This is a genomic window from Stenotrophomonas sp. PI_27, from assembly GCF_027854495.1.
GTDB lineage: Bacteria > Pseudomonadota > Gammaproteobacteria > Xanthomonadales > Xanthomonadaceae > Stenotrophomonas > Stenotrophomonas pavanii.
The window spans coordinates 108,400-128,297 of the sequence record NZ_JAJNOF010000012.1 but is presented as its reverse complement, the minus strand read 5'-3'; the positions used below and the strand labels follow the sequence as shown (position 1 = coordinate 128,297).

The window sequence follows — 19,898 nt, the reverse complement described above, 5'->3', positions numbered from 1 at the left end:
CTCAGTACGTGCGGCGCAGTTCCAGCGCGCCATCCGGTCGCGTCTGGCCAGCCACCGACCAGCCCAGTTGCAGTGCCGACAGCAGTTCCTGCGCGTCGCCGGCACGGAAGGTGCCACTCACCGCCAGGTTGGCGATCTCGGGATCGGCGATCACCAGCGGCGCGTGGCCGTAGCGGTTCATGCGCTCGACCACGATCGACAGGGGCGTGGCATCGAACACCAGCTGTCCCTGCAGCCAGGCTTCGGCAGCCGCATTGGACGACAATGCCGGGCCGGGCTGGATGCGGCCCGATGGCAGCACCTGCAGCTGCTGGCCGGGTGACAGGGTGTGCTGGGCGCTTCCCGTGCTGACTTCCACCGCGCCTTCCAGCAGCGCGACTTCGACCAGGCCGCTGCGCAGGCGTTCCACCTGGAAGGTGGTGCCGATGTCGCGGATGGTGCTGTCGCCGACGCGCAGCTGCAGCGCCTTGCGCGACGGCGCGACCTGCAGCTGCATCCGGCCCTGTTCCAGCACCAGCTTGCGATGGCGCCAACCGAATCGCGCGTGCAGGGTAGTGCCGGCATCGAGGGTGACGGTGCTGCCATCGGCCAGCGTCTGCTGCCGGGGCTGGTGCGAATCATTGGCGTAGCGCAGCGGCGTGGGGTTGCCGTCGACGGCGACCATCCAACCGATCCCGATGGCCAGGCAGATGCCTGCGGCAGCGGCCAGCGCTGGCAGCCAGCGACGTCGCGCCGGCCGCGCCGCTCGTGCTGCGGCGGTGCGCAGCCACGGATCGGCGGCCAGTCCTTCGCCCTGCTGGAACAGGGTCTCGGCCTGGATCCAGGCGCTGACATGGGCCGGGTCTTCGGCCAACCAGTCCTCGAACGACTCGCGCTCGCCCGGCGTACAGTCCGGCGCTTCCAGCCGCGCCACCCAGGCGCTGGCGCGTTCAAACAACAGGGTGTCTTCCCTTGGCCTGGCGTGGCTCATCCGTTGTCCCTGTCGTTGTGCAGCGGATCCGATCCGAGTTCCTGGCGCAGCCCCTGCAGGGCACGGGCGATATGCTTTTCCACGGTCTTGGCAGTAATTCCACAGTGCCGCGCGATCTGCGTGTAGCTCATGCCGGTGATCCGGTTGAGCAGGTACACCTCGCGTGCGCGCTCGGGCAGCTTGAACAGGGCCTGCCGCAGCAGGGACAACATCTGCCCGGACTCGGCCTGGCGCAGTGGATCAGGCGACGTGCTGGAAGGCTCGTTGCCGCCATCGTGCTCGGCGAGGGACAGATGCGGCCGCGACTGCGACGAACGGCCGCGATCTGCCAGGCGGTTGCGGGCGATACGATACAGCAGCAACCGCAGCTCGTCGGCGCTGTGCGCGCGATAGCGGATCAGCCGCTCCATGCAGTCCTGCGCGATGTCCTCGGCATCCTCCGGCCCGACACCGCGCGTGCGCAGGAACGCGCACAACGGCGCGCGCTCTTCCCGTACGAACGCAATGAACGCGTCCGCAGGCACGGACAGGTCCGGCGCGCGATGGATCAGAGGAGAGGGGGCGGACAGGGCTGGCCTCGGACGTCGGTGGCGGGTGCGTCTTCGAGTTTTACGCGACGATGACCGGATGGGGAAGAGTGTGCGTGGCCCCTGATTCCATTGTGAATGCATTCATGTTTCGACGTCCGCGCCGCTGGGGGAGATCGCACGGTCCGGACGTTGAACTCCTGACCCGTGTGTTGCGGGTGGAGAGAGACCACATGAAGCACTCGAAGTTGAGCCTGGCCCTTGCGGGCCTGATCGGCATCACCGCCATCACGGCGGTTGATGACGTCATGGCAATGAATTATCACGTGCAGGACGACCGCGTCTTCCTCAGCGGCGGGGTCACCGTCGCCGACGTGGTGGCGCTGCCCGCGCTGCTGGCCAAGGCGCAGGCCGAAGGGCGCCCGATCCGCGAGGTCGTGCTGCGCACATCCAATGGCGGCGCGCTGATCGCCGGCGAGTGGCTGCAGGCGGTGATCCGCACCCAGGGGCTGGACACCATCGTGTCCGGCCACTGCATTTCGTCCTGCTCGATCATGCAGTCCGGCGGCGTCAACCGTTACCTCGGCGGCGATCTGCCGCTGGTCGATTCGGTGCAGATCCATGCCGCCAGCAGCGGTGGCAGGATCACCTATGCACCGTCTGCGCGCATGACCCAGATCTACACCGGCAACTACGGTGGCGGCATGGATGCGGGCCTGCTGCACAAGGCCATGTATGAGGTGGTGCAGCCCAATGGCCTGCTGGTGTTCCGCGACCCGGCGCGTACCACGGGTACCTCGGTCACCTTCGATCCGGATGGCAGCGGCAGCAAGCTGCAGTCGTTCCCGGGCCAGGACATCCGCAGCAACACCATCATCAACACGGTGGGCTACCGCGATCCGGGCGACACCCTGCGTGTCACCAGCAACGTCAGTGGTGACATCAACCCGGGCTACCTGCGCACCGCGCGCCAGCTGCAGGCCTTCGTCGACGACGATTTCGCGCGCTGGAACACCGATTGGGCCAGTACCTACATCAACTATGCGGTGAGCCTGTACAACGTCTCCACGCGCGGTCCGAACGGCATCGGTGCACAGTCGCTGCAGCAGCTGCTTGCCGATCCCGACCTCCAGAACGCGTTGCGCGGACAGCTGCGGCTGGCTGATCTGGATGCCTCGACCCTGGCCGGTTCCGCCGGCGTGATCCGTGTCAGCAATGGCGCCACCTGGCGCACTGCGGAAACCACCGGCGCTGATTTCATGCTGGTCGACAACGGCACCCTCGCACTGGAGGGCGGCGCACTGCGCACTCCCGAGCTGCGGGTGATGCCGGGCAGCATCGTGGTCGGCCATGGTGACATCGCATCGGTGGGCGTGGACACCGACGCGCTGCTGGACGGCACCGGCCCGTCCTACCGCGAAGACGGCTTCAACCGCCTGCGCGTGTTCGGCACGCTGATGCCGCGCGGTGGCGATCTGGTGACCCACGGCTACGTCAACATCATGCCCGGCGGCCAGGTGCTGTTCGACGTCACCGACGCCGGTGGCGCCGGCAGCGGCCGGCTGCGCGTCGGCAGCTTCCATGATGGCGGTGCCGAAGCGGGGGCGCTGGTGATCGCACAGGGCGCACACCTGGCCTTGAACGTCGCCCAGGGCTTCTATCCCGGTGCCTACCGCCGCGACCTGGTGGAGGGGCCGATCTACCAGGGTGGTTTCCAGGATGTCGTGCGGCTCGGCGATGCCGGCTACAGCGCCAGCATCACTGCGGGCGACGTGTTCCGCCCGCGCCACAATTCGCTGCTCAGCTTCAACGTCAACCAGACGGCCGACGGCCTGTGGCTGACCGCCAACCCGGGCTTCGATCAGCTGGGCCTGTTCGCCAATGGCACTTCCGGCGACGGCCTGGGGCACGCGCTGGCAGCCGCATCGGACCGCCAGGACAGCGGCCTGAAGTCGCTGCTCGGCGCGCTTCAGTTCACCGACCGCGATGTGATCGCACAGCAGGCTGGCGCCCTGCGCGGTGATGCACATGCCAGCCTGCGCCTGGCCGACAACGCACTGCTGGGCAGCATCGGCAACGTGGTGCAGCAGCACCAGGCGGCGATGCGCAGTGGCGGCGATGCCGATGGCCTGGCCTCGCAGGCGGCGCAGTCGGTCTCGGCGCAGCCGGGCATGCGCCATGGCAGCCTGTTCAACCAGTTGGCCATGCATCTGGTCGAGCCAGCGGGCGAGGCTGCTGGCGACAGCGGCGTAGCGGGTCGCAGCCGTGGCCTGTGGGCGCGCGGTTTCGCCAGCCATGGCCGCATCGACGCCGAGGGGGGCGTGGCAGGCCTGAGCCATACCGTCGGCGGCATCGTGGTCGGTGCCGACACCCGCGTGGCCGATGACCGCGTGACCCTGGGTGTCAGCGTGGCCGCGGCCGACATGTCAACCAAGGCCAGCGATGGCTCCGGTTTCAGTGGCGACGTGCGCGCGCTGGATGTGGGCGGCTACCTGGATGCGACCTATTCGCGTGGCTACCTGTCGGCGGCCGTGCGCTACACCGACCTGCGCCACGATACCCGCCGCAGCCTGTCGGCCATCGAGGGCCTGCAGCAGCCGTTGCGCGCCCGATACAGCAGCGATGCGGTCTCGGCGCGGGTCGAACACGCGTTCTCTTTCACCCGCGGCAAGGGGTTGGTGATCCAGCCGCTGCTGCCGGTAGTGGACTACGCGCGGACCTCGGCCACCCGCTTCAACGAAGGGCAGGGCACCGGTGCGCTGGTGGGGCGCAGCGGCAGCCTGGAGAGCATCCGCGTAGGCGCCGGCCTGCAGGTGTTCAGGACCTTCGAGGGCAACAACGGCGAGCGCATCACCCCGCGTGCCCGCGTGGTCTGGCAGAAGGAGCTGGGCGATTCGCAGGCGCGCTACAGCACCGGCTTTTCTGCGGCCCCGGACCTGGTGTTTGGTGCCAGCAGCCAGGCCGTGGGCGAGCAGGTGCTGGCCTGGAACCTGGGCGTGACCAGTCGTGCCAGCGAGCGCCTGTCGATCATGGCCGACTACGTGGGTGAGCGCCGCGACGGGCAGATCCAGAACGGCGTAATGCTGGGCCTGGGCTACAGGTTCTAAGGGGGACTCGGCCCCGGCGACATCGGTATCGCCGGGGCCATCCCACCAGGGCAGGTGCTGCGGTATGGTCGGCAGGGAACTCCCGCCAGGCCCCTCCATGCAGATCGCCGTTTTCAGTGCCCGCCCCTACGATCGTCGTTTCCTTGACGAGGCCAACCAGCGCGATGCGGCCGGGCAGGGCTTTGCGTTCGTGTACTTCGATGCCGCGCTGGACGTGCATACCGCAGCGCTGGCGCAGGATTGCGTTGCTGTCTGCGTGTTCGTCAACGACCGCCTGGACGCGCCGGTTCTGCACGCGCTGCATGCCTTGGGCGTGCGCGCCGTGCTGCTGCGCTGCGCCGGCTTCAACAATGTGGACCTGGCCGCCGCGAAAGCGCTGGACCTGTTCGTCGCGCGGGTACCGGCCTATTCCCCCGAAGCCGTGGCCGAGCACGCGCTGGCGCTGGTGATGACGCTCAACCGGCAGACCCATCGCGCCTACAACCGCGTGCGCGAGGGCAACTTCATGCTGGATGGCCTGCTCGGGCGCACCCTGCACGGGCGCACGGTCGGCATCGTCGGCACCGGCAAGATCGGCCTGGCTACCGCGCGCATCTTCCACGGCATGGGCTGCACCGTGCTGGGGTACGACCCGTATCCATCGCCGGCCTTTGCTGCCGTGGGCGAAGGGGTTGGACTGGAGGAGCTGCTGGCGCGCGCCGATATCGTGTCGCTGCATTGCCCGCTGACACCCGATACCCAGCATCTGATCAACGACGCCTCGCTGGCGCGGATGAAGACCGGCGCGATGCTGGTCAACACCTCGCGCGGCGGGCTGGTGGATACCCATGCGGTGATCCGCGCGCTGAAGTCACGGCGGCTGGGCCACCTGGCCATCGACGTCTACGAGCAGGAAAGCGCGCTGTTCTTCCAGGACCTGTCCGGCGAGATCATCGACGACGAGGCCTTCCAGCGCCTGATGACCTTCCCCAACGTGCTGGTGACCGGCCACCAGGGCTTCTTCACCGTGGAGGCGCTGCAGGAAATCTCGGCGATCACGCTGGGGAACCTGCGCGATTTTGCCGAGGGGCGGGCGTGTGCGAACCGGGTGGGGGCGAGCTGAGCGGGGTGGATTGACCGCCGGGGCGCCCAGCCCGTAAAATCGCGGGCTACGCCGGAATAGCTCAGTTGGTAGAGCGGCGCATTCGTAATGCGTAGGTCGCAGGTTCGACTCCTGTTTCCGGCACCAGTTGTAGAAAAGCCCCGGCCTTTGGTCGGGGCTTTTTGTTTGGCCGATTAGCGGCGCGACGCCATCAACGCCGCGCCATCCCCGCATCCTTCGCCAGCTACCACGCCAGCTGCCGGAGATAACCACCTGCAGCTCCTGCCAATGCGCCGATCAGCAGGCGTGCAAGCACCGTGGTCCCGCGCGTGGCCCGCTCCCGCACCCAAGGCAGGACCGCCACTACCTGCGCACCCAGCAACAGCACCAGCACGTCCAGCCCCAGCGCGTCCACCACCGACAGCAACGGCAGCAGATCCGGATTGCAGGCGAGCACGATGACCAGCGCGGCACCCAGCACGGCCATCAGGCAGCGCACGGCGGGCAGGGTGGTCCAGCGCAGCAGCTGGTCAATCAGGCGCATGGCATTCCATGTATCACGTGTGCGAGCCCTCATCAGGCCCGATCGGCCGCACCGGCTGCCGCAGCACGGTTTTCAATCGTGCCGCCTCGGTCCTGCGCGGGTCGCTCAGGTAGATCTCGTGATGGGGGCCGGCAAAGGTGTAACCCAGTGCGGGCATTACTTCGTCATGCAGGTGCGCCAGGACGGCCCCTTCGTCGTCGTAGGCGCCCACGTGCAACGTCTGCAGGCTGGGGCCTTCGGCAAGGCGTTCATGGCGGAGGCTGGGCGGGGCATCTCCCAGCTTCGCGCGCGCCTTGCTGATCGCCGCTTGCCACTGCGCAGGCCGGATATCCTCAGGCGTGCGGATCATTACGGTCCAGGCCCACTCATCCTTGCGCCGCGCGACGAAGCTGGCCGGGTCGTCGGCGCTCCACAGCGCCTCCAGCGGTGGCACCACGTAGTCGCGCCCTTCGGCCTTCAGCGCGAACTTCAATGCATAGCTCACCGAATACAGCCACTGCACGGCCTGTGCGTAGGCGGGAGCGATGTTCGGGTCGCCGCGACCATCGATCATCACGTAGGGCAGGGGGGGTACATCGACCGGTACGAACCTGCCGGCGGGCGGTTGATAGAGCGACCGGTCGCGCTTCCTGAAGTCGATCTTGTCCATCGGGGGCTTCCTCCTGTGCCGAGCATCCCATGCCGGTCACCCGGCAGCACGCTGAACCGGTTCAGGTGACTTTGCCGAACGAGGGCGAACGGCCCCGCGAACGCCCGGGGCCGGGATGCCGCCCTGGGTCATGCGCCCGTCACACCTGCGCGGTGCGACAACGTGTCGCAGCCAGAATCGGGCCTTTCCTGCGCTCGATCAATGTCAATGCCTTTCTTAAATGGTGGGTGACGGCCTAAAATTGAAAGGCTGACTCGACCCCACCTCCCTGCCTGTCTTCCGGACCGGTGGGACCGGCTTTGGCCGGAACAGGCAGGGACGGGGAACGGCATTCCCTCGCAATTGGATCGACCGATGATTCCGTTGAAAACCCTTGGGCGCTGGTTGCGCCCGGGCCTGCTGCTTTCGTTGCTGGTGATGCTCACCGGCTGCGATGCCGTGGCCATCCTCAGTCCGAAGGGCCAGATCGGCCAGGATGAGAAGACCCTGCTGATCACGGCCACCGTGCTCATGCTGCTGGTCGTCATCCCGGTCATCATCATGACCCTGACGTTCGCGTGGAAGTATCGCGCCTCCAACACCAAGGCCCGCTACGAGCCGAAGTGGTCCCACTCGACGGCGATCGAGGTGGTGGTGTGGTCGATCCCGTGCATGATCGTGCTGGTCCTGGCGGTCCTGACCTGGCGCTCGTCGCACGCACTGGACCCGTACCGTCCGCTGGATTCGGACGTCAAGCCGGTCACCATCGAGGCGATCTCGCTGGACTGGAAGTGGCTGTTCATCTATCCGGAAGAGAAGGTGGCGGTCGTCAACGAAATCAAGTTCCCGGTCAACACGCCGCTGAACTTCAAGATCACGTCCGATTCGGTGATGAATGCGTTCTTCATCCCGCACCTGGGCAGCATGATCTACTCGATGGCTGCGATGGAGACCAAGCTCCACCTGATCGCCAACGAGACCGGTGAATTCCCGGGCATGTCCTCGCACTACAGCGGCGCGGGCTTCGCCAAGATGCACTTCACCGCCTACTCGGTCACCGATGCCGAATACCGCCAGTGGCTGGACCAGGTCCGCGCCGGCGAGCAGACCCTGGACAAGGCCTCGTTCAAGGCGCTGGGTGAAGCACGCAACGCCGAGTGGTATCCGGTCACCTACTTCGGCAAGACCGAAGAAGGCCTGTTCGACTGGGTCATCGCCAAGCACATGGGCGACAACAAGCATTACGGCATGAAGCACTCGCATGCCGGTGCCGCCGCTGCCGATGCCGCCACCCATGAAGCGCACGAGGGCCATGCGCCCAGTGACGCGCATGATTCCAAGGAATCGGGTGAAAACCTGGATGCCAACGAACACGAACACGCAGGCCATGCCGGCCACGCGGGTTCGGGAGAATGAACATGTTGGGAAAACTCTCTCTTGAGTCGATCCCCCACGATCCGATCGTGCTGACCACCCTGGTCGGCGCGATTCTTGGTGGCCTGGGCGTCGTCGCCCTGATCACCAAGTTCAAGCTGTGGGGCTATCTGTGGAAGGAGTGGTTCACTTCGGTGGATCACAAGAAGATCGGCGTGATGTACCTCATCGTCGCCTTCGTCATGCTGCTGCGCGGTTTCTCCGACGCCATCATGATGCGTACCCAGCAGGCCATCGCCGTCGGTGGCTCGGAGGGTTACCTGCCGCCGCACCACTACGACCAGATCTTCACCGCCCACGGCGTGATCATGATCTTCTTCGTGGCGATGCCGCTGATCACCGGCCTGATGAACCTGGCCGTGCCGCTGCAGATCGGTGCGCGCGACGTCGCGTTCCCGTTCGTCAACTCGCTCAGCTTCTGGCTGTTCGTGTCCGGTGCGGTGCTGATCATGCTGTCGCTGTGGATCGGTGAGTTCGCTGCCACCGGCTGGCTGGCGTTCCCGCCGTTGTCGGGCATCGAATACAGTCCAAGCGTCGGCATGGACTACTACATCTGGGGTCTACAGGTCGCTGGCCTGGGTACCACGCTGAGCGGTATCAACTTCTTCATCACCATCCTGAAGATGCGTACCCCCAGCATGAAGCTGATGCAGATGCCGGTGTTCACCTGGACTGCCCTGGTGACCAACGTGCTGATCGTCGCCGCGTTCCCGGTGCTGACCATCACCCTGGTGCTGCTGACCCTGGACCGTTACCTGGGTACGCACTTCTTCACCAATGACGGCGGCGGCAACGCCATGCTGTACATCAACCTGATCTGGATCTGGGGTCACCCGGAGGTGTACATCCTGGTCCTGCCGGCGTTCGGTGTGTTCTCCGAAGTCATCGCGACCTTCTCGCGCAAGGCGCTGTTCGGTTACAAGGGCATGGTCTACGCCACCGCCTGCATCGGCGTGCTGTCGTTCATCGTGTGGCTGCACCACTTCTTCACCATGGGCTCGGGTGCCAACGTCAATGCCTTCTTCGGCATCACGACGATGATCATCTCGATCCCGACCGGCGTGAAGATCTTCAACTGGCTGTTCACCATGTTCCGCGGTCGCGTGCACTTCACCACCCCGGTGCTGTGGACGATCGGCTTCATGGTCACCTTCGTCATCGGCGGCATGACCGGCGTGATGCTGGCGATCCCGGCCATCGACTTCGTGCTGCACAACAGCCTGTTCCTGATCGCCCACTTCCACAACGTCATCATCGGCGGCGTGGTGTTCGGCATGTTCGCCGGCATCACCTACTGGTGGCCGAAGATGTTCGGCTTCCGCCTCAACGAGTTCTGGGGCAAGTGCGCGTTCTGGTGCTGGTTCATCGGCTTCTACGTCACCTTCATGCCGATGTACGTGCTGGGCTTCATGGGCATGACCCGTCGCCTGCAGAGCACCGTCAACCCGGCCTACGAGCCGCTGCTGCTGGTTGCCGCCTGCGGTGCGTTCATCGTCGGCGCCGGCATCCTGTGCCAGATCATCCAGGTGGCCGTGTCGATCCGCGACCGCAAGAAGACCGTCGACCTGACCGGCGACCCGTGGGATGCCCGTACGCTGGAGTGGGAAACCTCTTCGCCGCCGGCCTTCTACAACTTCGCGACCCTGCCGGACGTCACCGAGCTGGACGATTTCTGGGAGCGCAAGCAGCGTGGTGAAGCCTGGCCGAAGCCGGCCAAGTACACCGACATCCACATGCCGCGCAACACCGGCACGGGCGTTGTCATCGGTGCCTTCAGCCTGGTGTTCGGCTTCGCGATGATCTGGCACATCTGGTGGCTGGCCATCGTCGGCTTCGTCGGCATGATCGCCACGTTCATCTACCGCACCTTCGACCAGGACGTGGACTACTGGGTCCCGGCCGCCGAGGTGGAACGCATCGAGAACGCACACCGCAAGCACCTGGAAGCCCAGGGCCTGGTGAAGTCGGAGCTGAAGGCATGAGCACCAATACCTCGACCCTGAGCCACGGGCACGCCGCGCAAGCGGCGGCCCATGGCCATGACGACCACGAGCACCACGACACCGGCGGCAACACCGTCTTCGGTTTCTGGGTGTACCTGATGAGCGACTGCCTCATCTTCGCCTCGCTGTTTGCCACCTACGTGGTGCTGTCCGGCGGTACCGACGGCGGCCCCGGCGCGAAGGACCTGTTCGAGCTGCCGTTCGTGGCGTGGGAAACCGCGCTGCTGCTGACCTCGTCGCTGACCTTCGGCCTGGGCATGATCGCCATGCACCGCAAGCAGGTCGGCCAGATGTTCCTGTGGCTGGCGGTTACCTGGCTGCTGGGCTTCGGCTTCATGTGCATGGAAGTCTATGAGTTCCAGCACCTGATCCATCAGGGCTACGGTCCGGACCGCAGTGCCTTCCTGTCGGCGTTCTTCGCCCTGGTCGGTACCCACGGCCTGCACGTCAGCGCCGGCCTGCTGTGGCTGCTGGTGATGTTCGTGCAGCTGAAGAAGTACGGCCTGACCCCGACCAACAAGACCCGCATGGCGTGCCTGAGCCTGTTCTGGCACTTCCTGGACCTGATCTGGATCGGCGTGTTCTCCGTCGTCTACCTCAATGGAGCGCTGTAATGGCACATGACAACCACGCACACGACCACGGCACCGGCGGCGAAAGCCACGGCAGCGTGAAGTCGTACCTGATCGGCTTCGTGCTGGCGGTGGTGCTGACCGTCATCCCGTTCTGGATGGTGATGTCGGGCGACTTCTCCCGCACTGTCAACGGTGTGGTGATCGCGGTTACCGCGGTGCTGCAGATGCTGGTCCACCTGGTGTTCTTCCTGCACCTGGACCGCTCGTCGGAAAGCCGCTGGAACGTCAACGCTGCGGCCTTCACCATCGTGGTGATCGGCATCATCGTGGTCGGCACCCTGTGGGTCATGCACAACATGAACGTGCACATGATGCACTGACGTCCTGGCGACGTTGCCACGCAGAAAGGCCGCCCTCGGGCGGCCTTTCTGTTGGCGGGTGGAGGGCAGCACGTGCAACGCATGCCAGGGGGTAATGCCGGCCCGGAGATCCACCCCATACGGGCATGGGGTCAGGGCCCTTGCCCGCGGCAAGGGATCCGATCCGGCAGTGCCGGCACAGGGGGGTAGTGCCGGCCGCTGGCCGGCAATTACGCGAAGCCGGCCAGCGGCCGGCTCTACCAGGGGATCCACCCCATACGGGCATGGGGTCAGAGCCCTTGCCCGCGGCAAGGGATCCGACCCGGCATGGCCGGCACAGGGTGGTAGTGCCGGCCGCTGGCCGGCAATTACGCGAAGCCGGCCAGCGGCCGGCTCTACCAAGGGATCCACCCCTTACGGGCATGGGGTCAGGGTCCTTGCCCGCGGCAAGGGATCCGACCCGGCAGTGCCGGCAGAGGGGGGTAGTGCCGGCCGCTGGCCGGCAATTGCGGGAAGCCGGCCAGCGGCCGGCTCTACCGGGAGATCCACCATACGGGCATGGGGTCAGAGCCCTTGCCCGCGGCAAGGGATCCGACCCGGCAGTGCCGGCACAGGGGGGTAGTGCCGGCCGCTGGCCGGCAATCGCAGGACGCCGGCCAGCGGCCGGCGCTACCAGAAGATCCACAGCACACGTGCGTGGGTCTCACCCCACCCGGCGCAGGAACTCGTCGGCGTCCATCGGCCGGCCCAGGTGGTAGCCCTGCAGCTGGTCGCAACCCAGCTCGCTCAGGTACTCGCGCTGCGCCTGCGTCTCCACGCCCTCGGCCACCACCTGCAGCTGCAGGGTGCGACCGAGCGCGATGATCGACGAGACGATGGCGGCATCTTCGGCATTGCATTCCAGGTCGTGCACAAAGGCGCGGTCGATCTTCAGTTCGGTGGCGGGCATGCGCTTGAGGTAAAGCAGGCTGGAATAGCCGGTGCCGAAGTCGTCGATGGCGATATGCACGCCCATCGCGGTCAGGTCGTTGAGGATCGCCAGGCTGGCATCAACGTCCTTCATCGCCGTGGTCTCGGTGATCTCCAGGGTCAGCCGCGCCGGTTCGATCCGGTGCCGCTGCAGCACCTCGCGCACGCTGTCCAGCAGTGCCGGCGAGGCGAACTGCAACGGCGAGAGATTCACTGCCATGGTCCATTCCGCATGCCCCGACTCGTGCCATGCCCGCAGCTGCGCGCAGGCGCGGTCCAGCACCCAGTCACCGATCGGCAGGATCAGGCCGCTGCGCTCGGCAATGGGAATGAACACATCCGGTGCCAGCAGGCCCAGCTCCGGATGCTGCCAGCGCAGCAGCGCCTCGGCGCCGGTGGCCGGTGCGCCGGCGGCAGGGAACTTGGGCTGGTAATGCAGGATCAGTTCGTCGCGTGCGATGGCTTTGCGCAGGTCCTGCAGCAGGCGCAGCTGGCGGTTGGCGCTGAGCTGCATCGACGGGGTGAAGAAGGTGTAGCCGTTCCGCCCGGTTTCCTTGGTGTGGTACATCGCCGCATCGGCGTGGGCCATCAGCTCGCGTTCGTTGCTGGCGTCATCCGGATACAGGGCGATGCCCAGGCTGGCACTGACCTGCAGTTCAGCCGCATCCAGCGTGAACGGTTCGCCGGCGGCGGCGATGATGCGCTCGGCCACCACCACCGCATCGTCGGGAGTATCGATGGCCAGCACGATCACGAACTCGTCGCCGCCGAGGCGGGCGAAGGTATCCTGCGGCCGCAGCTGTCCCCCGATGCGCTGTGCCACCGCCACCAGCAGGCGGTCGCCGAGCTGGTGGCCGTAGGCATCGTTGACCGCCTTGAAGCCGTCCAGGTCGCAGAACATCACCGCCACTGCATGGTTGCGCCGCCGCGCCTTCTCGATGGCCTGCTCGATGCGGTCCTGCAGCAGCATGCGGTTGGGCAGCTGGGTCAAGGGATCGTGCAGCGCGGCCTGGATCAGCTTGTCGTTGGCGTGCGCGAGCGAATCGGCCAGCAGCCCGGTGCGCACGCGCATCTGCCGGTCGAACAGCGAGGCGACCAGGGCGATGCCCAGCGTTGCCACCGTGGTGACGATCACCAGCACGGCCAGCCAGCGTGTATCGATGCCACCGCTGCCGACCGCGCCACAGATGCTGCCTTCGGGGAAGCGCGCCGCCGCCATGCCGGTGTAATGCATGCCGACGATGGCCAAGCCCATCACCAGCGAAGCAAGCGCGCGCAGCAGCAGGGTGTTGCGCCGCTCGGCGCGCAGGCGGAAGGCGATCCACAGTGCGGCGCCGGCGGCACCGATGGCCACCGCGATGGAGGCGGCAAACCAGCCCGGGTGGTAGTCGATGCCGGGCTGCATGCGCATCGCCGCCATGCCCAGGTAATGCATGGTGGCGATGCCCAGGCCCATCAGCACGGCACCGGCCAGCAGCCGGCGCCAGGGCAGGCTGGGCCGCGACACCAGCCACAGGGCATAGGCCGAAGCGCCGATCGAGACCGCCAGCGAGTACAGGGTGATGCCGAGGTCATAGCCCACCGGGATCGGCAGGTCGAAGGCCAGCATGCCGATGAAGTGCATCGACCAGATGCCCAGCCCCATGGCCGCGGCGCCGCCGGCCAGCCACCAGCGCGCCACGCGCCCCTCGGCCGTGGCCAGGCGCCCGGCCATGTCCAGCGCCGTGTACGAAGCAAGAATGGCCACCAGCAGGGAGATGGTGACCAGGCTCTGACTGTAACTGCCAGTCATGTCGAATCCAGTGGGGGAGGGAGGGGGCGCCCGCAAGGCGCACGCCCGCGACCCCTATCGGCGCGGGTGGGCAGGACTTGAGCGGTCGCAGCAGCTGCGACCCGGCTCGGCTATCCTGCCACGCCCGTTCCCGTTGCAGGAAATCACCCCGATGGCAAAAGCCCGTACCGCCTACGTCTGCAATGAATGCGGCGCCGAATTCAGCAAGTGGCAGGGCCAGTGCACCGAGTGCAATGCCTGGAACTCGCTGTCGGAAATCGTGCTGGAAAGTGCGGCGGCGACCAAGGCGCCGGCGTCGCGCCGGGCGGGCTGGGCCGGCAAGGTCGATCCGCCGAAGATCACCGCCCTGAAGGACGTGGAGCAGACCGAGCATCGCCGGGTCACGACCGGCATCGGCGAGTTCGACCGCGTGCTGGGCGGCGGCCTGGTCGAAGGCGCGGTGGTGCTGGTGGGCGGTGACCCGGGCATCGGCAAGTCGACCCTGCTGCTGCAGGCGGTGGCGAAGATGGCGGCCGAACTGCCGGTGCTGTACGTGACCGGCGAGGAATCGCTGGCCCAGGTGGCCGGCCGTGCGCATCGACTGGAGCTGCCGCTGGACGGGGTCAACGCACTGGCCGAGACCGGGGTCGAATCGATCCTGCAGCATGCCTCCCGGGCCGGCCCGCGACTGATCGTGGCCGACTCCGTGCAGACCCTGTGGACCGAGAGCCTGACCGCCGCGCCCGGTTCGGTCAGCCAGGTGCGCGAGAGCGCGGCGCGGCTGGTCCGGTTTGCCAAGGAAAGCGGCACGGCCGTGTTCCTGGTCGGCCATGTGACCAAGGAAGGTGGCATCGCCGGCCCGCGCGTGCTCGAGCACATGGTCGATGCAGTGCTGTATTTCGAGGGCGAGAGCGGCAGCCGCTTCCGCCTGTTGCGCGCGTTCAAGAACCGCTTCGGTGCAGTCAACGAACTGGGCGTGTTCGCGATGGGCGACAAGGGCCTGAAGGAGGTCTCCAACCCATCGGCGATCTTCCTCTCCGGCGGCAGCACCCATCAGCCGGGCAGCTGCGTGATGGTCACCCGCGAGGGCACCCGGCCACTGCTGGTGGAGGTGCAGGCGCTGGTCGATGCGTCGCCGCTGTCGAATCCGCGCCGTGTCGCGGTCGGCCTGGAGCAGAACCGCCTGGCCATGCTGCTGGCGGTACTGCATCGCCACGGCGGCGTGCTGGTCGGCGACCAGGACGTGTTCGTCAACGTGGTCGGTGGCATCCGCGTGCAGGAGACCGCCGCCGACCTGCCGGTGCTGCTGGCCGTGCTGTCCTCGCTGCAGGACCGGCCGCTGGCGGAAAAGACGATTGCGTTCGGCGAGGTGGGGCTGTCCGGCGAGATCCGCCCGGTGCCCAATGGTGAAGACCGGCTGCGCGAGGCCGCCACCCATGGCTTCAAGCGCGCCATCGTGCCCAAGGCCAATGCGCCCAAGGGCGGTTCGGTGAAGGGGATGGAAGTGATCGCGGTGGAGCGCCTGTCCGAGGCCATCGACGCGGCGTGATGCGCGGGGGGCCTGCCTGCGGGGCCTGCCTCTACAAACGTCATATACGGCAACGGTCAGGCTGGCTGTGCTAGTTTTTCCCGCTCGACGAAGGCGCCCTCTGGCGCCTTTCCGTGCCCAGGAGTAAACGATTACATGCAGGACACCGCGCTCACCGCCCCCAACGCCGAGATCCGTCGTGCCGGGGTCGATCTCAATGGACTGATGACGGTGCTGGGCAAGCACCTGTATTCCACCCCGGTGGTGGCGCTGCGCGAACTGGTGCAGAACGCGCACGACTCGATCATCCGCCGCCGCATCGAACAGCCTGGCATCGAAGTGCCGTCGCGCATCTCGGTGCAGGTCGATGCCGGTGCCGGCGTGCTGCGTATCATCGATACCGGTGCTGGCCTGACCCGCCAGGAGATCCACGATTACCTGGCCACCGTCGGCGTCGGCTATACCCGTGGCCTGCGCCAGGGCGGTGAGGATGACGAAGGCCTGATCGGCATGTTCGGCCTGGGTTTCCTGTCGGCCTTCGTGCTGGCGCGCCGGGTCAGCGTGCGTACCACCTCGTACCAGACGCCGGATCTGGGGCACCTGTACGTGTCCAGCAATGCCGAGCAGTACACCGTCAGCGAAGTGCCGGCACGCGCGGTCGGCACCGAAGTGGAACTGGAACTGCATCCGGACTTCCTGCCGCTGGCCAACGAGGCGCGCCTGCACGAGGTGCTGGGCCGTTACTGCGCGCTGCTGTCCGAACCGATCTTCATCGGTGCTGCGACCGAAGCGCTCAACCCCGAGCCGCCGCCGTGGCGGGGGCAGGGCGACGTGGCCGTGCACCCGGTGCAGGCACGCCGCCAGGCACTGCAGTTCGCTGCGCGCTTCGAGCACGATTTCGAGCCGATCGTCACCGTGCCGCTGCGTGCCGACGGCAGCAGCGATGCCACCGGCCTGCTGTGGGTGCAGGACGGCGCGACCTATGGCACCAGTGACAACCGCAACCTGTCGGTGTTCGTGCGCGGCATGCTGCTGGATGACGATGCCCGCGACCTGCTGCCGCCGTGGGCCGGCTTCATCGGCGGGGTGATCGAATCCTCGCGGCTGACGCCGACCGCCAGCCGCGAAGACCTGCAGCGCGATGACCACTACCGAGCCGTGCAGCATGCCTTGCTGGAGGCGCTGGTCGACGGCCTGGCCGACGTCGCGCGGCAGCAACCGGAAGCCTGGCGGCGGGTCCTGGCCCGCCACAACGAGGCCCTGCTGGGCGCAGCGCTGTGCGATGACCGCCTGTTCGAACTGCTGATGGAGCATGTGCGCGTGCCGACCTCGCAGGGCGACCTGCCGGCCAGTGCCCTGCCGGCGCGCGGTGCCGTGCATGTCATCCTCGACAACGGCGGTGGCTTCGAAGAGATGCTGTTCCGCGCGATGGGGGTGCCGGTCGCGCATGGCCACCGCTACGCAGTGGTGCCGTTCCTGCGGCGCTGGGCCCAGGCCAAGGGCCTGCGCCTGGTTGAACTCGGCACCGAGCAGGGCAACCGCGCACTGTTCCGCAGCGATGACAGCCTCGACGAGGCGCAGCTGGCCTGGCTGCGCGAACAGCTGGGCGATGGCGAGCAGCTGCTGCCGGCGCGCTTCAGCCCGGAGGCACTGCCGGTGGTGGTGGTGCCCGACCGCGAGGCCGAACTGAAGCAGCGCCTGGAGGACGACGAGAACGACAAGCGCGTCTCGATGGCCGCGCTGCGCCTGGCGCGCCAGTTCACCGCGCGCATCGAATCACGCGCGCCGTCGCGGCTGTACCTCAATCTCGACAACCCGGCCGTGCAGGCGCTGTTGCGTGCCCAGCGCGAGGGCCATCCCCAGGCCGACGCCGCCGCACGCCTGCTGCGCTCGCTGAAGATCATCGTCGCCGCGCAGGGGCGCCCACTGGCGCGCGCGGCGACCACCGCAGGCCCTGACCTCAATGGCGCCTTTACCGATATCGCCGGTGCCCTGCAGCAGATGCTGCGCTGAGCACCGCACCTTCTCATCCAGCCTTCGCTAGACAGGAGCATTCATCCCCATGGACATCTGGAACTGGGTCGAAAAACTGCAGGGTGACCTGCGCCAGGCCGGCCAGGCGCAGAACGCGCACCTGCTGAACCGTCTCGCCGACGAGGTCAGTGAACTGCAGATCGACCGCGTCGATGCGCTGCTGCCCGAGGCGCGTGCGCTGGGCAAGGCGCTGGACAACCCGTGGGTCGACGTCTATGTCGGCCACTGGGCCCTGCGCAACCGCGTCGGCAACCGCGTGGAAGGCGAGAGCGCACTCGGCGAAGCCGTAGCGCTGTTTGAACGGGCACATCGCGAGGACACGCTGGAGTGCCCGCAGTCGATCTGCGTGACCCAGGACCTGGCGGCCTGCTACGGCAACATCGATGGCCCGGGCTGGGTGCCCGAGCGCATCGAGGTGTGCGACGAAACGCTGGGCCGCATCGATCCGAGCTGGGCCTGTTTCCAGTGCCTGAGCTGCGAGAAGGCCGATGCACTGCTCGATGATGGCCGTGGCCAGGAGGCGCTGGATTACCTGCAGGTGCAGGCCGATGCCGTGGAAGCCTGTGGCAAGGAAGTGTTCGACAGCTTCCCGGAGATGCAGATCAAGATCCTGCTCGCTGTCGGCCGCGCCGACGAGGCACTGGCGCTGATCGAGAAGCGCGAGGCCGAAGTGGCAGCCTCCGGGGAGTACGAGCCGGCCAACTGCACGGTGCCGCGTCGCCTGTCCAAGGCCTGGGCGCTGGCCCAGCTGGGCCGCGACGAAGAGGCGCTGCAGCAGCTGGTGCCGTGGAGCGAGCTGACCCCGAACTACTGGCGGTTGTGGGCGAACACCGCCGCCGCGCTGTGCCAGCGTGCCCCGGCACGCAATACCTGGGATCTGGGTACGCGCTTCAATACGATCATCGAGCACTTCGCGCGCGTCGGATCGCATCGCCTGCTGATCGAAGTGGCAGCGTTGAGCCTGGAGCTGGCGCTGCAGCGCGGTGCGCGCTGGGTCGCGCTGCGCCAGCTGGAACTGGCCCGCACCCATCTGGCGCAGCTGCGCCAGGACCGTGGTGCAGCGGCCCTGGTGGCCGGCCTGGCCGCGCGCATCGAGGCATTGCCGGACGTCGCGCCGCTGCCGGTGCCGGCCGGCGAGCTGCTGGCATGGCTGGACGCGCAGGGCGAACAGAACCAGGCGCGCGACCCCGAGCGCGAGGCGCAGTGGTTGCTGCAGGCGCATGCCGAGCTGCCCGATGACGAGGCGCTTGCCGAGATGGCGGCCTCGGCGCTGAACGCCTGCGGCGCGCAGGCCGAGGCGCGAGCGCTGCTGTGGCGGTTCGTACGCAGCCATGCGCAGAACGATGGCCCCGCGGCCTACACGCTGATGCGCTGGCTGGCCGAGCAGGGGGACGACGACGGCCTGCGCCAGCTGGCCGAGGTCTACCGCAGCAGCGTGCCCGTGTTCGCGCACTGGTGCGAGGTGCAGCGCGCACGCCGCGTGTCCGACTGGCCGGCGCTGGAGCAGGCGGCCCGATCGCTGCTGGAACTGTCTCCGGGCTCGCACGGCGCGCGCGGCACGCTGGCGCGCATGTACATGGAAACCGGTCGCTTCAGCGAAGCGCAGGCGTGCTATGCACAGCTGGTCGAACTGCTGGACGAGCCCAATGCCGCGCACTGGGACCACATGAGTGCGGCAAGCGCGGCACGCGACTGGGATGCGGTGCGCCGCTCGGCTGCGGCGCTTGGCATGGAGCTGTCCAGCCACGAGGGCGTGGTCGAGGAACCGTGGGGCTGGGTGATCATCCGCAGCGAAGAGAACGGCGAACCGATGGAGTACTACGCCCGCCGCAGCGGACCGGTGACCGCGCGCATCGTCGAGAATGCGCCGTCCAACCGCGCCCAGCAGGTGGGCGACTGGGTGGTGTTCGATGCCGCGCTGGTGCATCCGGCTCCCGAGGAGGAGGAAGCGCGCGAGCAGTTCATCCCGACCTATGCGCAGGTGCATGTACTGGAGCGCGGCGGCTTTGCCCGCAGCTGGATGATCGATGGCGCGCACCCGGGCGAAGAGGCCTGGAATGCCTTCGTCGAGGCGGCCGAAGCACAGGGCTGGAAGGTGTGGTCGCACAACCGCCCGGACTACACCGTCACCGACCCCGATGTGGAAGAGGGCACGCTGCCCGGCCTGCTGTTCACCGTCGCCCAGCCGCAGGACCATGCGCCGCTGGCGCTGCACCGCTTCCTGCAGCAGCACACCGCGACGTGGCCGCATCCGCATTGCTGGCTGCGCCTGGCTGAAGCCTGTGACCAGGATCGCCAGCCGCATCTGGACGTGATCGAGCGTTACGGCCTGTAAGCCGGGTATCGGGTAGTGCCGGCCGCTGGCCGG

The 19,898-nt window shown here is 67.3% G+C and carries 14 protein-coding genes and 1 tRNA gene; 10 read left to right on the top strand and 5 right to left on the bottom strand.

The features are described from left to right. Position 1: 1 nt before the first annotated feature. Together LRM18_RS15625 and LRM18_RS15620 are read right to left on the bottom strand one after the other, a co-directional pair. Positions 2–970 carry a FecR domain-containing protein gene (locus LRM18_RS15625; RefSeq protein ID WP_053462468.1) on the bottom strand — a complete coding sequence of 323 codons (969 nt, stop codon included), beginning with the start codon at positions 968–970 and terminating at the stop codon, positions 2–4. After that, positions 967–1,494, bottom strand: a complete 528-nt coding sequence (locus tag LRM18_RS15620; RefSeq protein ID WP_074726204.1) for a sigma-70 family RNA polymerase sigma factor — start codon at positions 1,492–1,494, stop codon at positions 967–969. The genes LRM18_RS15625 and LRM18_RS15620 overlap by 4 nt, the downstream gene beginning before the upstream one ends. A gap of 236 nt (positions 1,495–1,730) precedes the next feature. On the opposite strand from LRM18_RS15620, the gene LRM18_RS15615 reads away from it, so the two are divergent. From LRM18_RS15615 to LRM18_RS15605, 3 genes are all read left to right on the top strand, one after another. Beyond that, positions 1,731–4,604, top strand: a complete 2,874-nt coding sequence (locus tag LRM18_RS15615; protein ID WP_270954972.1) for an autotransporter domain-containing protein — start codon at positions 1,731–1,733, stop codon at positions 4,602–4,604. 97 nt (positions 4,605–4,701) lie between these two features. Further along, positions 4,702–5,706 carry a 2-hydroxyacid dehydrogenase gene (locus LRM18_RS15610; RefSeq protein WP_270954971.1) on the top strand — a complete coding sequence of 335 codons (1,005 nt, stop codon included), beginning with the start codon at positions 4,702–4,704 and terminating at the stop codon, positions 5,704–5,706. Positions 5,707–5,756: 50 nt separating this feature from the next. After that, positions 5,757–5,832 (top strand) — tRNA-Thr (locus tag LRM18_RS15605). 97 nt (positions 5,833–5,929) lie between these two features. Here the strand turns inward: LRM18_RS15605 and LRM18_RS15600 are convergent. Together LRM18_RS15600 and LRM18_RS15595 are read right to left on the bottom strand one after the other, a co-directional pair. Beyond that, positions 5,930–6,229 carry a hypothetical protein gene (locus LRM18_RS15600; protein ID WP_270954970.1) on the bottom strand — a complete coding sequence of 100 codons (300 nt, stop codon included), beginning with the start codon at positions 6,227–6,229 and terminating at the stop codon, positions 5,930–5,932. A gap of 13 nt (positions 6,230–6,242) precedes the next feature. Beyond that, positions 6,243–6,878: a GyrI-like domain-containing protein gene (locus LRM18_RS15595; protein ID WP_270954969.1), complete on the bottom strand. Its 636-nt coding sequence runs from the start codon at positions 6,876–6,878 to the stop codon at positions 6,243–6,245. A 354-nt stretch (positions 6,879–7,232) separates the two neighbouring features. Here LRM18_RS15595 and cyoA point away from each other — a divergent pair, with 354 nt between their 5' ends. From cyoA to cyoD, 4 genes are read left to right on the top strand one after another with little or no spacing between them, the layout of a single operon-like run. Further along, positions 7,233–8,273: a ubiquinol oxidase subunit II gene (gene cyoA, locus LRM18_RS15590; protein WP_014646391.1), complete on the top strand. Its 1,041-nt coding sequence runs from the start codon at positions 7,233–7,235 to the stop codon at positions 8,271–8,273. Between the two features lie 2 nt (positions 8,274–8,275). Next, positions 8,276–10,273: a cytochrome o ubiquinol oxidase subunit I gene (gene cyoB, locus LRM18_RS15585; protein WP_053462474.1), complete on the top strand. Its 1,998-nt coding sequence runs from the start codon at positions 8,276–8,278 to the stop codon at positions 10,271–10,273. Further along, positions 10,270–10,908, top strand: a complete 639-nt coding sequence (gene cyoC / locus LRM18_RS15580) for a cytochrome o ubiquinol oxidase subunit III (protein WP_049465799.1) — start codon at positions 10,270–10,272, stop codon at positions 10,906–10,908. Before cyoB ends, cyoC begins: the two co-directional genes overlap by 4 nt. Next, the gene (gene cyoD, locus LRM18_RS15575; RefSeq protein ID WP_049465797.1) at positions 10,908–11,249 is read left to right on the top strand and encodes a cytochrome o ubiquinol oxidase subunit IV; all 342 of its coding nucleotides are present in this window, start codon (positions 10,908–10,910) and stop codon (positions 11,247–11,249) included. The genes cyoC and cyoD overlap by 1 nt, the downstream gene beginning before the upstream one ends. A 682-nt stretch (positions 11,250–11,931) precedes the next feature. Here cyoD and LRM18_RS15570 read toward each other — a convergent pair. Continuing rightward, complete coding sequence (locus LRM18_RS15570) at positions 11,932–13,989, bottom strand: bifunctional diguanylate cyclase/phosphodiesterase (protein WP_270954968.1); 2,058 nt, start codon at positions 13,987–13,989, stop codon at positions 11,932–11,934. A gap of 151 nt (positions 13,990–14,140) precedes the next feature. On the opposite strand from LRM18_RS15570, the gene radA reads away from it, so the two are divergent. The 3 genes from radA (at position 14,141) to LRM18_RS15555 (ending at position 19,865) form a co-directional block, all read left to right on the top strand. After that, entirely contained in the window at positions 14,141–15,517 is a 1,377-nt protein-coding gene (radA, locus tag LRM18_RS15565) for a DNA repair protein RadA (protein WP_206631625.1), read from the top strand. A 135-nt stretch (positions 15,518–15,652) separates the two neighbouring features. Next, positions 15,653–17,509 (top strand): ATP-binding protein, encoded by a 1,857-nt coding sequence (locus tag LRM18_RS15560; protein WP_270954967.1) that lies wholly within the window; start codon positions 15,653–15,655, stop codon positions 17,507–17,509. Between the two features lie 49 nt (positions 17,510–17,558). Beyond that, the gene (locus LRM18_RS15555; RefSeq protein ID WP_270954966.1) at positions 17,559–19,865 is read left to right on the top strand and encodes a tetratricopeptide repeat protein; all 2,307 of its coding nucleotides are present in this window, start codon (positions 17,559–17,561) and stop codon (positions 19,863–19,865) included. The last annotated feature ends 33 nt before the right edge of the window (positions 19,866–19,898 follow it).

Bases quoted from the DNA above. Each gene is read 5' to 3' on its own strand.
- LRM18_RS15625 (WP_053462468.1), bottom strand. From the start codon at position 970: ATGAGCCACGCCAGGCCAAGGGAAGACACCCTGTTGTTTGAACGCGCC.
- LRM18_RS15615 (WP_270954972.1), top strand. From the start codon at position 1,731: ATGAAGCACTCGAAGTTGAGCCTGGCCCTTGCGGGCCTGATCGGCATC.
- LRM18_RS15610 (WP_270954971.1), top strand. From the start codon at position 4,702: ATGCAGATCGCCGTTTTCAGTGCCCGCCCCTACGATCGTCGTTTCCTT.
- LRM18_RS15600 (WP_270954970.1), bottom strand. From the start codon at position 6,229: ATGCGCCTGATTGACCAGCTGCTGCGCTGGACCACCCTGCCCGCCGTG.
- LRM18_RS15595 (WP_270954969.1), bottom strand. From the start codon at position 6,878: ATGGACAAGATCGACTTCAGGAAGCGCGACCGGTCGCTCTATCAACCG.
- cyoA (WP_014646391.1), top strand. From the start codon at position 7,233: ATGATTCCGTTGAAAACCCTTGGGCGCTGGTTGCGCCCGGGCCTGCTG.
- cyoB (WP_053462474.1), top strand. From the start codon at position 8,276: ATGTTGGGAAAACTCTCTCTTGAGTCGATCCCCCACGATCCGATCGTG.
- cyoC (WP_049465799.1), top strand. From the start codon at position 10,270: ATGAGCACCAATACCTCGACCCTGAGCCACGGGCACGCCGCGCAAGCG.
- cyoD (WP_049465797.1), top strand. From the start codon at position 10,908: ATGGCACATGACAACCACGCACACGACCACGGCACCGGCGGCGAAAGC.
- LRM18_RS15570 (WP_270954968.1), bottom strand. From the start codon at position 13,989: ATGACTGGCAGTTACAGTCAGAGCCTGGTCACCATCTCCCTGCTGGTG.
- radA (WP_206631625.1), top strand. From the start codon at position 14,141: ATGGCAAAAGCCCGTACCGCCTACGTCTGCAATGAATGCGGCGCCGAA.
- LRM18_RS15560 (WP_270954967.1), top strand. From the start codon at position 15,653: ATGCAGGACACCGCGCTCACCGCCCCCAACGCCGAGATCCGTCGTGCC.
- LRM18_RS15555 (WP_270954966.1), top strand. From the start codon at position 17,559: ATGGACATCTGGAACTGGGTCGAAAAACTGCAGGGTGACCTGCGCCAG.